12 protein-coding genes are annotated in these 14,173 nt (G+C 39.9%); 1 reads left to right on the top strand and 11 read right to left on the bottom strand.

What is annotated here, in order from left to right; genetic code table 11:
* Nucleotides 1–34: 34 nt before the first annotated feature.
* From ACN222_RS07300 to ACN222_RS07345, 10 genes are all read right to left on the bottom strand, one after another.
* The gene (locus ACN222_RS07300) at nt 35–751 is read right to left on the bottom strand and encodes a hypothetical protein (protein WP_010995641.1); all 717 of its coding nucleotides are present in this window, start codon (nt 749–751) and stop codon (nt 35–37) included.
* Nucleotides 752–760: 9 nt separating this feature from the next.
* Entirely contained in the window at nt 761–1,816 is a 1,056-nt protein-coding gene (locus ACN222_RS07305) for an RAMP superfamily CRISPR-associated protein (RefSeq protein WP_010995642.1), read from the bottom strand.
* A gap of 1 nt (nt 1,817) precedes the next feature.
* On the bottom strand, nt 1,818–2,345 hold the full coding sequence (locus tag ACN222_RS07310) for a hypothetical protein (RefSeq protein WP_010995643.1): 528 nt from the start codon (nt 2,343–2,345) through the stop codon (nt 1,818–1,820).
* Nucleotides 2,333–3,346, bottom strand: coding sequence for an RAMP superfamily CRISPR-associated protein (locus ACN222_RS07315; RefSeq protein WP_010995644.1), 1,014 nt, complete (start codon nt 3,344–3,346; stop codon nt 2,333–2,335). The genes ACN222_RS07310 and ACN222_RS07315 overlap by 13 nt, the downstream gene beginning before the upstream one ends.
* A gap of 4 nt (nt 3,347–3,350) precedes the next feature.
* Nucleotides 3,351–4,277, bottom strand: coding sequence for a CRISPR-associated RAMP protein Csx7 (gene csx7 / locus ACN222_RS07320; protein WP_010995645.1), 927 nt, complete (start codon nt 4,275–4,277; stop codon nt 3,351–3,353).
* 15 nt (nt 4,278–4,292) lie between these two features.
* On the bottom strand, nt 4,293–4,748 hold the full coding sequence (locus tag ACN222_RS07325; RefSeq protein WP_010995646.1) for a hypothetical protein: 456 nt from the start codon (nt 4,746–4,748) through the stop codon (nt 4,293–4,295).
* The gene (gene csx10, locus ACN222_RS07330) at nt 4,745–6,049 is read right to left on the bottom strand and encodes a CRISPR-associated RAMP protein Csx10 (RefSeq protein ID WP_419756894.1); all 1,305 of its coding nucleotides are present in this window, start codon (nt 6,047–6,049) and stop codon (nt 4,745–4,747) included. Before csx10 ends, ACN222_RS07325 begins: the two co-directional genes overlap by 4 nt.
* On the bottom strand, nt 6,046–6,804 hold the full coding sequence (locus tag ACN222_RS07335; protein WP_096637260.1) for an RAMP superfamily CRISPR-associated protein: 759 nt from the start codon (nt 6,802–6,804) through the stop codon (nt 6,046–6,048). Before ACN222_RS07335 ends, csx10 begins: the two co-directional genes overlap by 4 nt.
* Entirely contained in the window at nt 6,801–9,167 is a 2,367-nt protein-coding gene (gene cas10, locus ACN222_RS07340) for a type III-B CRISPR-associated protein Cas10/Cmr2 (RefSeq protein ID WP_010995649.1), read from the bottom strand. Before cas10 ends, ACN222_RS07335 begins: the two co-directional genes overlap by 4 nt.
* Before the next feature lie 205 nt (nt 9,168–9,372).
* Nucleotides 9,373–9,699 carry a hypothetical protein gene (locus ACN222_RS07345; RefSeq protein ID WP_044520963.1) on the bottom strand — a complete coding sequence of 109 codons (327 nt, stop codon included), beginning with the start codon at nt 9,697–9,699 and terminating at the stop codon, nt 9,373–9,375.
* A gap of 806 nt (nt 9,700–10,505) precedes the next feature.
* Here ACN222_RS07345 and cas6 point away from each other — a divergent pair.
* Complete coding sequence (cas6, locus tag ACN222_RS07350) at nt 10,506–11,639, top strand: CRISPR-associated endoribonuclease Cas6 (RefSeq protein WP_010995652.1); 1,134 nt, start codon at nt 10,506–10,508, stop codon at nt 11,637–11,639.
* Nucleotides 11,640–11,728: 89 nt separating this feature from the next.
* Here cas6 and ACN222_RS07355 read toward each other — a convergent pair whose 3' ends face one another.
* Nucleotides 11,729–14,155: a phosphoketolase gene (locus ACN222_RS07355; protein ID WP_010995653.1), complete on the bottom strand. Its 2,427-nt coding sequence runs from the start codon at nt 14,153–14,155 to the stop codon at nt 11,729–11,731.
* Nucleotides 14,156–14,173 lie beyond the last annotated feature (18 nt).

Raw genomic sequence — 14,173 nt, forward strand, 5'->3', positions numbered from 1 at the left:
TATTGAATTGAAATTTATATCGAGATATATCAACTTATTTAGATGGTTTTTTAGGAACCCGTTCCCAAGGTTTTGGTGGTTCTACAGGTTTAGGTGCTTCGGGTTGAGAATTTTTTATCGGCTTGGGAGAATCTGGTATTCTAGGACGTTGTAAATTTTTGGAATCTTCTGATTTCTTCGGTTCTATTAATTTGGGTGGTATAGGTTTAGTAGGTTTGAGTGATTGAGGACTTTCTAATGTTTTTATGTCTTCTGTTTTCTGAGGTTTTACTATTTTGGGAGTCTCTATAACTTTAGGAATTTTTCGCACTACCACTTCTGTTGATATACCTGGTGAAATATCAGTATCATCATCATCATCTACTGTTTTGTAATAACGCATTAAGCGTTGCGACCAGCCTAAGATTTGGATGATTACTAAAGGCTTTTTTTCATAAGATTTGAGGTATTGATTACAAACTTCATTAATACTTTCATAGTAAGTAGTTGTTTTTTTACTATGCCCAATTGTTTTTCCATGTTCAACTAATTGTTCAATATATGTAAAAAACCTTGATGGTTTTCTTAATGTTTTATCAACATACGAATTTTGCTTAATTTTTGCGTCAAGATAAGTAATCAATTTACTTAACTCAGTGCTAATACCTTCTTTACCAGGTTCAATACGTTTTTGCTCATTATTCAAAAACTTAGCAATTTTATGAGCTATTTGTAAATGTTCGTCAGTTATAAAATAGTTAATATTGGCCATATTCTTTAATTAATAACTTTCATAAGGTATGCGATTTGTAGAAGAATTGAGAATTTCTGATAATTTTTGTAATTGAGTTTGGGCAATTAACGATTCGTGTGCTTGTTGAATTTTACTTTGTATGAAAGCTTGCAAAGATTCATCAGTTAAGAGTTGACTAGATGGTAAACTTAAAGACGTATAGCGATTATATAAATCAGCTTGATTTTGTACTATTTCTGCTTCAGTGATGGCTACTGTCATACTTCCCATTCCTATGGGTTTACCAGCACCGACCTTTAAGACTAGGGGATAATTTTTATCTTGCCCTAAAGCAATCAGCAAAGCTCCTAATTCTTCTGGTTTGAGATTTTTAAAATTTAATTGAGTGCTAAATTCATCATTTCTAAATGCTACTTGTACAGGAATCCCGTTATCTAAACCTTTGTCGATGGAATTTTTCATATTATAATAAAATTTCCAACCAACAGTTTTACCATCATTATTATAATATGCTTGGTTTTCATCAGGTCTAGGTCGCCAAAGATTAGGCATAAAACCAACTTCAGAACCTGTTATTTCACAATGAGCATCTTGAATTGTGATTAACCCTTGCCATCCCCATTTTTCACCAGATGCACCAAAAACTATACTAGCAGGACAAAGTTGATTTTTTTCTTTGGCTGGTAGACGTTCTTCTGGGTATTCATTGGGCTGTTTGGGCTTAACTCCGACACGACTATTAGTAATAGCCTCATAAACGGAACGAATACAACCTTTTAAAGAACTACCTTGGATTAATAGTTCGTTGTCATTACCTTGAACCATTGTTTTGATTAAAGGAATGTCTGCTTGATTAATATCCTCGCCCAACAGCACTACACCTGTTGATATATGCAGTGTTGTCTGGACTGTTAGCGTCAGAAATAATGTGCCGTGTAAATGGTTAGGTAAATATTTATGGTGTCCAGGCGGTTGATTTTGAGTTGGTGGTGTTGTAGGGAAATAAACAAAATCGTATGGTCTGGGGCCACGTTCTTGATTGGAACCACCAAAATTTTGAGAACGGGAAGAATTTCTAGCCATGTTATTTTTTAATAGTCAATGCAACAAAATGTACAGTAGCGGTGTGTTTATATCGGAAGTAACGTTGAGCAATATTTTTGATATCTTCAGAGTTCAAATCTTTAGGAAAGCGGGTTTCTGTAGGTGAATGCAATAATAAATTCTGCTCTATAATTTCCCAATGACCTGCTTTAATTAGGCGAAAATTATTTTCACCATCTTGAGTTTGTAAAATAGATGCTTTGTCTTGAGAACTGAGAATTAAAACCTCATATTTACCTTGTTTTTGCTGCCAGCGTATTTCTAATATGGAATTAAATAGCTGTCCTTGTGGACTGGGGAAAGTTTCGTTAAGATTTTGTTGGAGGCGATCGCGCACATCTGCTTCTAAGCTAGTATATTCAGAATCTTCCGCACCTAGTCGCCAAAATCCTCCCACCCGATGCGCCCAGCGCAAAAAGTAATAACTCGGTGGAGTAGAGAATTTTTGCAGTAGTTTAATTAATTCTTCCGCCGATAGCGGTTGCTGATTTACCCCTACGAAGCACATACCGCACCTCCGTTTTGCAGCAAGTGACTCCAAGCAGCAACAGCTTTAGTAAATAAATCTCGGACACCATTTTCACCATCCCAACGCAGTTCTACACCGAATTTAAAATCCATTGCTGTTAAGACAACATTTTTTACTTCTTGTTTTTCTGTGTCGTTAGTTGGGAAATTATAGGGATTAGCGTTATCACCTCGTAAAAACTTCCCAGCCCCTAAGAGATAAATTTTATCCCAAGGTGTTGAACTGCCAAATGAATAAATTTGGTTGTTATTGTCCAATATGCAGCCAGGATACTGGACAACAGCACTGTTGTACTCTAGACGAACTATACCCAAACCCCGTGATTTGGCAAACCCAATACCAAACCAGCCAGCATTTAAGTCACGTAACACCAATGCAATTAATCCCAACTGGGCCAGGGAAAAGTTTTTTAAGTGAATTTTGGTCTTAAACGCGCCAGCAGTGCAGACTTGATAATCAAAAGGCCCGTGTGCTACTGAACCAAATACTCTATCAATGGCGACACCGTTACGTTCTTCAATTTTGAGTGGTACTGAAGTATCAGGATAGGCATCTTCAATGCGGAAACGGCTGGCGATCGCAATATTACCAAATATCTGGTCAGTAAATGACGATTCTTTGTAGATTCTCGGTGCAGATAATTTCTTTTTTACCCCTTGTTCAGCTTGAGGATTTTCGTATAAATAATCATATTTATCGGTATCCAAAGGATTGTTCGCCCAAACCAGTTCCGTATTAGATGGTTTTTCATATTCAGGATGACCTACCGTTCTCACAATACGTTCAGCATGGGCGCGAATTGCACCTTTAAGCGAACTCCCAGGTAAATAAATTATGGATTTACCATTGTGAAAAGTTTCGACAAATTCCATCTGGGGTTTCGTGGGGTCTGCACCTTCCCGACCAGATTTAATCAAGATAGGGCCATCTGGAATAATTGTCAGGTCAATTGTGCAGTGGTTAACAAATTGCTTGTGCATGATTCTAGTGAGAAGAAGTTGCTGTAGTGTTAGTGCGTTTTTGAAGTTCGCTAGCAAGATGATTAATAAAAGCGTCAGCCCAAGCTTGTTTTAAAGATTGAGAATCAATATCAGAAGAAGTGGAATTAGAACTATTATTAATCAAAGATTTGAGATAGTCTTGTACTTTTTTTGGGTCTGTTTGCGGTTTGTAATTCTTATCTCGTTTGTAATTTTCATCTCGAACATCGACCCATTTCATATCCTCAATTATCAGCTTGACAACTCCTAAGCCGCGAGAACGTCCGCCACCAAGGGGAATTTGTTCTGTTTGAAATTGGTGCAAGCCAATCATTAACATTCCTAATTCCCATTCTGCGGCATTTTCAATCACTGCATGAAATATAAAAGGAGTCCCGGCTGGTACAACTTGAAAGTCATAAAGTTTGCCATCACCAGCAGTTTCTGTATCTCTATCAATCGCAACACCATCACGTTCTTGATACTGACCAAACCAATTATCGTCAGGTTTACTAACTGTTAAATCACGAATTTGGAATTTACTAGCCAGCCAGGGAGAACCAAATAGTGAAGAAACTAAGTCAGTGTTGTTGATAATATATTCGTGTAATTGAGCTTCTTTTTCCTGTGGGGTTAAATTTTTGATACGCTCTTTAACACTAGCCATTTCATCTGGAGGAATTGACCATTCTGTTTCCTGGGCTGGGTTAGCAGCAAAATCATGATGAATTCCCCGCAAAAAACTTTCCAGCCGTGAACGTAATGCACCTTTTAAACTCGAACCGGGGATTAATGGTCTACCAAAAGCATCTTTAATAACTGGCAAATCTGAGCCAATTGGTTCTGTAGAACGTCCAGCACTGATTCTCAAAGCTGTAACAGTTTCAAGGATACCGATAATTTCTAGACGATTTTTAAAGATTTCAAACATAGTTTTTACCTAAAATTAACTTTCATATTTATTATCTTTATTGGCATTAATGTACTTGAGACGACGAGAACCATAGCCAAGATAACGGCGGGTTAATTCTAACCAAACAGGTTTAAATTTTTCCATATACTTTACTTCTTCGACAATTGTTTTTGCTTTCTCTTGAAGTAAAGTATCAATATCATTAATAATTCTTTGGGCAATTGAATTTTCTCCTACGCCCCACTTTTTATCACGACCTAACTGGTAGCGCAAAAAATTCTTGATGACTGCAATACTTTCTGTTGTATCTGCAACGTGCATTAAATTACGATATTGAGATTCTTCTAAGTTTTTACATGAATCTTTATCTTTTAAAATTGTCTCAATAGCTATAACTAAATCATCTTCGATTTGACGAATTTCTTTTTGAATTTTGAGTTCTTTTTGTTGTATCTCTCTTTGCTGTTGCTGTTCAGTCAAATCTGTCATACTGGATTCTCCCGAAATATTTGATGAAACTCGTTGCAAATTTCTACTTGTCCAAAACCTTCACAGGTGCGATCGCCTACACCCCGCAACTCTAAACTAGAAAGTGCATCCTCCCACAACTGTCGATTTTCAGTGCTGAATAAATAAACTGACCCTTTATTGGTGACAAGTTCAACATCTTTCATCAAACCCCAAGCACTATTCCAACCAGAAGTGTAACTATAACTACTGTAAGCTGTGTGGAGTTTTAAGCTAGGGTCTTCCACATCTGCAAACTGCTGAAGCATTTCTGGCGAAATTACTGTAGTACGCTGCCAATCTTCAGTTAAAATTACATCAGAATGCAAGTTAAGTGTAAAAAAAGTGCGTTTACTAGTTGGGTTAGGTGTGCGATCGCTTTTAGCGGGGCGTAGCCCATCGCCAAATGCTTCAGACCAATCTTGCCAGCGTTTATGTAATGCTTGATTAAATACATGAATCCGACTAGAAATATCATCAGCTACCGGAATTTCTTTAGCAGTAATTTCAACTTTACCCAGCCCACGAGATACTGACCCACCAAGTCGAAAAACTTCAGAGTTATTGTTGATAAAATTAGTGAGTTTTGTGACTAATTCATCATTAGAAACGTTAATATAACCGCGATAAACGTAATTATCCCATTCCTGATTTTTACCCTCATTGGCAACTATAAAGGCTTCGTTGAGAACTTCGATACTGTATAAAATATCATCGCTAGATGTAGCACGATAACGATTAATGCCCACCCGTGTTAACAAACGACTTGTAGCCGCATGAGTACAGTATTGCTCGTTATGTTTGCTATACAAAGAATTGTAGGTTTCAACTCGCGGGTCTACCCCTTGTTCTAATGCTTTCAAACTACTGGGGTCATAAGAATGCTGGAATTGTTCGGCACAAAACGAGTCAATTAATGTATCAAATACACCATGTCCCTTGGGTAAAAAACCAGGATTGGCTTTGGAACTAACAGCAGTTGCAGGTAAAACTTTGATATTGTTATCTACTACTTGATGCTTACTCCCCACTTTAGCAACTGCGGGGTAGGCATTTTGAAAGATAGCTGGATTTTCCGCTAAAAATAAGTCTGCGAAATCACCGCCGTTAGTTGCCAGATTTTCCAGTTCCCGGCCAGCACGTTGTAGGATATGTTTAGCGATCGCACCACGCAACACTGAACCTGGAATATATCGTTCCACCTCGTTGATAGAACCGCCGGGTTTTTGTTTACCAATTGCCAAGGGTGACAATGCTTTGATGGTCAGTTCAATTCGCTTCATGCAGCACCACCAACTGAAACTTGACGATTTGCTAGATACTCCTCAGCATTCAAATTTGACCATATCGGATCATCATCAGATAAAGTCGGTAAATTCTGCCAATGCAACCATCCCAAACCTGTTGATTTACTACCTCCCAAAGCATAGATGCGTCGTAAAGCAGCAAAAATCAAAGGCTTTGCTAAGTCTGGACTGCCAGAACGAAAGCGGGGCTGTAGGTAAATCTTACCCTTAAACTCTAACTGGGCATTTGCAGGCGACGTTTCTAATAAATAGAGTTTGTTTTCTTCAGCCGTGCGACGACGACGGTTGATAGTCACACCAGGACGAAAAACTTCTGCTAGTTCATCAACTGGTGTTGTACAGATAAAATCATCCACAATGACACGGGATGGTAAGATTGGGTCGCCAAAGATTTGCGATACAACGCAGTGGTAGCCTTTATAGCCGCTAACTTGATAAATTTCTTGAAATTGGCTAGACACTTGGCCTTGATTTGGACAAAGTTCTGTGGCTACGGGTGCATAAAAAATCTGCCAACCTAACGCCCGTGCAAGTTTTTCACATTCATGGCGCAGCCTACCTTTAATTTGAGAACCGGGGATTAAAAGTTGTCGTTGGGCGTTGCGGACAATGGGTTTATCTGCCAGCGAACCAGATGAACCACCAGCACCAACACATAAAGCTGTATCAATAATTGCATTTATTTTCCAGTTTTCAGATGCTCTTTGGGAAAGTGTACTCAGGTCAATCATTGCTTGACTCCTTGTTCTTGTTGTTCTCCTTGGTTCGCTGGTGTTGGCTCATCTTCTACTAGAAATGGATATAAATCTACCAAGTCACGCCAAAGAGTTTCATAATTTGGTTTTTTTAAAAGGCGTAAAGTTTGATAATGTAAGCAAAATCCTGCTTGAGGACTGGCTTCTACAAAGAGCAACAACATCAAATTTCTGATGATACATCTTCTATCACTTATCCAAGGTGCTAAATTACCATCATTTGTTAAAGCTTTACACCAAGACTCTTCAAATTCCCTTTGTAGTTCAGCTTGTCCTTGTTGTAGTCTAACTCGGAAGTAACGATAGTTGAGGATAGCAGTATGTTTGCCTCGCTCTAACAAACTACGAATTTGATATAGTTGTGATTTCGGAAATTTGGCTTTTTTAAGTGCTTCCACAGTTTGTAATAACCCTCCTAATTCATGAAGGGTGTAAGGTGAAGCATATAGTTTAAGATTACCTTTTGTTAATCCTTGTTCGCGGAAATCTTTGACATCTGAAGCAATCATGGTTACGGCTTTTAATACTAAAAAATCAACCGTTCCACCATAATAGTTATAGCGTTTGAGTTCTTTAGCAAGTTTCTTCGATGATTTTAGAAGTTGCTCGGTGAGTTCTTGTGCGTAGTAAATAGGTGTATTTTCAGCAGTTATCAAAACACCTGCCGACATACTTAATTCACATTGAGATGTATACTCAGATGGTTTTTCTCCTTGGTAGCGGTGGACTTTTTCGGGTTCATAAGGTTTGTTAAGCCTAAAGCCTGGTGATTTTAATATTTCTCGTTCAAATTCTTCACCAATAGTTTTAGCAACATCTAAAGCTTTATCCGCAGGAACGATTAATAAAACATCATCGCCACCAATCGTAATAATTTCAAAAGGATAAATCCAATCACCATTCCGGTGAGCATTATCTGGGTCAATAAGATTATTCAGTCGGCGCGGTTTAAGATGTTTTTCTAGCGCAATGTAAACAGCGTTCCGCGTTGCATCTAAAACCTGTTTGCTAAACTCGCGGTATTTTTCTGGCGTGCGGATGTGCTGGCGGAGATAGCCACCCATATTATTACCATCTGCATAGATATAACCAACAAAACCACGAAGTTTGCTGACATTACCTATTTCACGTAAAGAAAAAGCCTCTGTTACTGGTTCACCTTGTGTGATTTGATAATATTGGCGATCGCTTTCTGATTGTTCTAAAAATTTGTGAAATCTTGTCACCCAACTAGGAAAATAACCGGGACTCCATAGTTCTTCTTTCCCTGACTGTCTGCGGAATCTAAAATTTTTGTACCATCGCCGTCGTTGCTGGCGATCGCGTTTGCTGCGCTGTCCGACAATAACTTTTCGTGCTAAAGCATCCGAAAAACTAGGTGTTCCCGGTAAATTCGTCTTGGCGACAGCTGCGCGATTGTCAGTTTCATCCCGTTCCAAGTATGGATGAGTTTCAAACATTGGCGGAAAGGAACGAGTAGGACGTGCTGTTGCTGATGCGTTTCCGTTACGGCGGTGGGTAAATTGGTTAGCAAGTTTTCCCACAAGTTCGTTAAAATTCTTGCGTAGCCAAAATTTCTTGTTTAAGTCCGATTCATTTGATTGGTTAAAATAAGCTTGAATAATAGGATTGGGATTAGGATTACTTTGTTTTTGTTTGTATTTTTCAAGCCAAAGCGTATTTTCAATTGGGTCTTGCAGTAACCCAAAGCGTAATTCTAAAAGCCTGAAAGTATCACCAACAGCACAGGAATTAGCGGTTAAAGTTTCATGAGTGTAGCGTTTTTCGATTGCATTGGCGAGTTTGTCAGTCAATGCAGCAGGACAGAAAGCAAGAACACTACCGCCTGTAGAATAGATAATCAATTCGGGAATTAAGGCTTGTCTTAGGTCAGAAAATCCATTCTCATCCAGCCATTTACCTATTCGGTGCGATCGCCCGCCCTCTCCAAAAAAACCGGGAATATCATCAAGATTAATGCGATCTAGTAACGCCGACGCACCACGAATATCGTTAAGTTTAGCAGCTTCAAAGACGTATTGTTTGATTTTGGTAGCTCCCCCATATACCAAACCAATGCGCCTCTTCTCATCCCAAAGGTCTGGATAATCTTTCTTCAAGTCTTCCAGTGTTTCTGGTTCATAGTCGTTAGGAATATCATAGAGTCGCTTTGCTTGTTTAACAACAGATTTGATACTCTCCGGTACGTCTGGCTCATCTTTAATTGCCCGTTCTATTTGATGCAATATACTGAGTTCATCCTGATTGAGATTGTGCCTTTCGCCCCAAGCGAGACACCAGGCTAAAGCAGTAATTGTGCGCGTGCGAGAATTGTTCATGATGACCCTTGAAAATAAAGGACACCGTTTAGAGGTGTCCTCTTTGACAAAAAATGATCAAATCAGACTACCACTGAATTTCTAGTGGTCATTGGAAGGCTTCGTAACACCGAACTTTGGCACAATAAGATAAAGCTCGGTTTTATACGTACTTCCAGGTTTTTCAACGAAGTCTCTGATAAAACTCCTAGCAGTCTTAACTCGTTTAATGTTTCAAAACTTCACTAATCCAATCTTTTAAAATTTCTAAGCATCTGAGAAATGAAATTAGTGAGATTGCTGATTTTGTCTTGCCAAAAATCTTACCAATAGTGCTAGCTTTCTCTACTGGTATTATCTGATTCTGATGTGGCGCATCAGAGATATTTAGTTGTAAAGATATATGGGGTTGTGATTGTAATTCTATCGGTGGTATCGTCGAATACCTATGTTGCTCACTTTCTGGTTCCAACCGCTTATTGTAACTCAGGAAATTTGGATGATGATTAGAAGATTTTACTTCTATAGATATGGTGTTTCCACTGAATTTCATAAATTTCTCCTGCATTATTAAATTCACGAATCTCTGGTATTTTTGAGCCTTTAAACTTTAGTGAGGATAGATCCTAGTGGATCAGCAGCTTTACTTGTTATCATGAGTACATTCAAGCTAGACATAGTATTCTCCAAAACAAATTATTCACTGATACTAATGATGCCAGTTCCCGTAACTGCCATAAAATCAAACTCCTCAATGATAGCCAAAGCCTTATTACAAAACGGAAAGCTCTGAAACTGTAGACAAAGGCAAAAGTAAGATTATGGAGCCATTTAGAGAAATACAAGTCATCAGTATGGATAAATTATAAGTGACAAAAGTTTTATTGTGTTGTTCTAAAGCATTTTTTTAGATACAAATTTCAAAAAATATTTTGCCGATCACCACAGAGATACAAATGCAGGAAGATGTGATACTATGAATTTCTGATAAGAAAACTTTCTCGCAAGGGAATTGAAACTCACGCTCTCGTGTATTGTGAGCATTTAAATTTAGTTTCAATACTTCCCCGCAAGGGGACTAAAAATAATTCTTGGAGATAGATATTTAATTTACTAGTAGTGGTTATTGCCGTTGCGTTAATTTTTAATACCCTTAAGGGGATTAAAATAAATGCTACATAAAGTAAAAAACTTTTTATGTGAAATCACATTTCGCCAAATTTATCAGCATTAGTATTAATTTCAGATATTTGACTCTACTCAATAACAGAAACAAGCGATCGCCTGCACCAAAAAATTTTCCCCATAGGGGGACGAAATCGCCTAAAATATTCAACACATATTGAGTCAAACCAAGCGATGCCACGAGCAGCCACAACACCCAAACGCAAGCCTAGAGCTAAATCAGCACCAACATCTCTAGTTCCAACATGGGCAGATGAGACAGAATTGGTAGGCTTGGTGTTTGACTTAGAGGCAACTGACTCAGGTTCTCTCTACTCACAGTACACAATCGGACTTCATGCTTGGTTTCTGCATCAAGTGCAGCAAGTTGACCCAGACCTTTCAGCCTATCTTCATGATGGAGAATCGGAAAAACCCTTCAATATATCGGCATTAGAAGGACAACTGCTACCTAGTGGCAAGCAATTAAGGTTAGAAGCCAAGCAAACATACCACTGGCATATCAATGCACTGTCTCAAAAAGTGGCATTGTTCCTCAAAGAATGGTTGACGAACTTACCGAAAACTATTGAGTTAAGTGGCACACCTCTACAAATCAAACAAGTGAGTATTGCTCATGCACCAACAACTTATGCACAGTTATTGCAACCATCAACGCAACCATCATTAGTCAATCTGAGCTTTGTCTCACCTACCAGTTTTCGGCGCAAAGGTCATCATTTCCCTCTACCAGTACCAGAAAATCTGTTTCATAGTTACTTGCGGCGATGGAATGACTTTTCCAATATGCTAGTAAATCAAGAGAGTTTTCTGGAATGGATAGACGAAAACGTGATCATTCATCAACACCGTTTGCAGTCAGAGAAAGTAGCAGCAGGGAAGCGGGGGTCAGTCACAGGTTTTACAGGTGCAATATCTTTAGGTTTGAGCCGGGCAGGGTTAGCTAATGCAGACTTTACTAAATTATTTTATGCTTTGGTGCAGTTATCTCCCTATTGCGGCACAGGACATAAAACGACATTTGGTTTAGGGCAAACACGTTTAGACTGGTTAGAACAGAAGCCAACGACATCGGCTCAGTTGTTGGAGAATATATTGGCAGAACGGATCGAGGAACTGACAGAAATATTCACAGCACAACGCAAACGCAAGGGTGGCGATCGCACTGATAAAATAGCTGCTACCTGGGCAACTGTTTTGGCTCGTCGAGACATGGGAGATTCACTCCAGGCGATCGCTGATGATTTAGAGATGCCGCTATTGACTGTAAAAACTTATGTAAAGTTAGCGCGGAAAGCTTTAAAGTGAGTTGAAGTAAGCACATCAGCGAATCAAGCTATCGACAAGAGCAAAAAGTAATCGTATATAGGCTACGCCAACGCCCAATACTTACAGACTTAGTAAGGCCACTTCCAGTTGAGGATTTCTGGCTGATCTATACCGTGCTTGTGAGCATAATTCCGGTTGTTAATAATTTCTTTTTTCATGCGCTCTCTAACATAGACAGCAGCAGAACCCAGCTTCGGAACTCGATCAATTACGTCAATCACCAGATTGAACCGATCAACTTGGTTGTTGATAGCTAACTCAAGTGGTGTGTTAATGCTGCCCTTTTCCTTGTAGCCGCGCACATGAATATTTTCATGGTTAGTGCGACGGTAAGCAAGTTTGTGAATCAGCCAAGGATAGCCGTGGAAGTTGAAAATTACAGGCTTATCTGTGGTGAAAAGACTATCGAAATCCCAGTCTGATAATCCATGTGGATGTTCTGTATCTGGTTGCAACTTGTACAAGTCAACAACATTAATAAACCGCACCTTGAGATCGGGGAACTCATCTCTTAAGATGGCAGTTGCAGCTAACGCTTCCATAGTCACAACATCTCCACAAGATGCCATGATGACATCAGGAAGATCGGGTTCTTGCCCATGATGGTCATTGCTTGCCCAGTCCCAGATGCCGATGCCTTTGGTGCAATGTGCGATCGCTTCTTCTATGCTGAGAAACTGGAGGTGTTTTTGCTTGTCTGCAACGATGACGTTGACGTAGTTGGTACTACGCAGGCAATGATCGGCTACAGAAAGTAGACAGTTAGCATCGGGAGGCAGATAAATCCGGGTAACATTGGCACTCTTATTCGTCACCAAATCTATGAATCCTGGATCTTGGTGGCTAAAGCCATTGTTGTCTTGTCGCCAAACAGTAGAGGATAGCAAGATATTTTCTGAAGAAATCGGCGATCGCCAAGCAACTTCATTTTTACTGATTTCCAGCCATTTGGCGTGCTGGTTAAACATAGAGTCAACAATGTGAGCAAAAGCTTCATAGCTGTGGAACAAACCATGTCGCCCAGATAAAAGATAGCCCTCAAGCCAGCCGAACAGATTATGTTCACTGAGCATTTCCATCACCCGACCGTCGGTAGATAGTTCACTACCATCTGCATCTTCAGGCAGAATATCTGCCAACCAGGTTTTCTCGCTGACTTCGTAGACAGCACTGAGTCGATTGGAGGCGGTTTCATCTGGGCCGAATATGCGGAAATTAGTCATGTTATTACGCATGATATCTCGCAGGAAGTTCCCTAGAGGCTTAGTGTTTTCCACCTCAACTGCACCAGGTTTAGATACCTCAACTGCATTGTTGCGGAAGTCGGATAGGCGCAATTCTTTCCGCAGAATTCCACCATTAGCAACGGGATTGGCACTGATGCGACGATGACCAATAGGAGCTAGTTCTTTGAGTTCAGGAATTAGACTGCCATGCTCATCAAATAATTCTTCTGGCTTGTAACTTTTCATCCATTGTTCGAGAATCTTCAGATGGTCAGGATTAGTAGCTACATCTGTAATTGGTACTTGGTGCGATCGCCAAAATCCCTCTAATTTATGACCGTCTATTTCTGCCGGCGCAGTCCAGCCTTTGGGGGTGCGAAGGACAATCATCGGCCAACGAGGACGCTTTGCTACACCCGAAGTCCTAGCTTCGGTTTGAATTTTTTTGATTTCCAGAATCACTGTTTCTAGGGTTGCTGCCATCAATTGATGCACTTGCGCTGGATCATGCCCTTCCACAAAGTACGGTGTATAGCCATACCCCTTGAATAAGTCCTCTAGTTCCTCATGGCTGATGCGGGCTAGGATAGTTGGGTTAGCAATTTTGTAGCCATTCAAATGCAAGATTGGTAAAACAGCACCATCCCGAATGGGGTTGATAAATTTATTGGAATGCCAAGCTGTTGCCAGAGGCCCAGTTTCTGCTTCACCATCACCAATAACTGCCGTCACAATCAAATCTGGGTTATCGAAAGCCGCACCGTAAGCGTGGGAGAGGCTGTAGCCTAACTCGCCGCCTTCGTGAATCGAGCCAGGGGTTTCCGGTGTGCAGTGGCTACCAATGCCACCAGGAAAGGAAAACTGTTTGAAAAACTTCAGCATACCTTCCTCGTCCTCGCTCTTATCAGGATAAACCTCAGAATAGGTTCCTTCTAAGTATGTAGGTCCAAGAATACCCGGAGCGCCATGACCTGGGCCTGCAATGTAAATCACATCCAAATCATATTTCTTGATTAAACGGTTGAGATGGACGTAAATAAAGCTCAAACCGGGACTTGAACCCCAGTGTCCTAACAGGCGATTTTTGATGTGTCCTGGCTTGAGGGGTTGTTTGAGCAGTGGATTATCTTGCAAATAGATCATACCTAGAGCTAGATAGTTGCAAGCACGCCAGTAAGCATTGATTTGATACAATTCTTCAGTACTAAGTGGAGCAGATTTGTCTTGTTTCACGTCTGAAGACTTTGGCTTAGAAGGAGAAATAGTCATAGATTCTGAATCCTACTC

Source organism: Anabaena sp. FACHB-595, assembly GCF_048568275.1.
In the GTDB taxonomy this organism is placed as follows: Bacteria; Cyanobacteriota; Cyanobacteriia; order Cyanobacteriales; family Nostocaceae; genus Trichormus.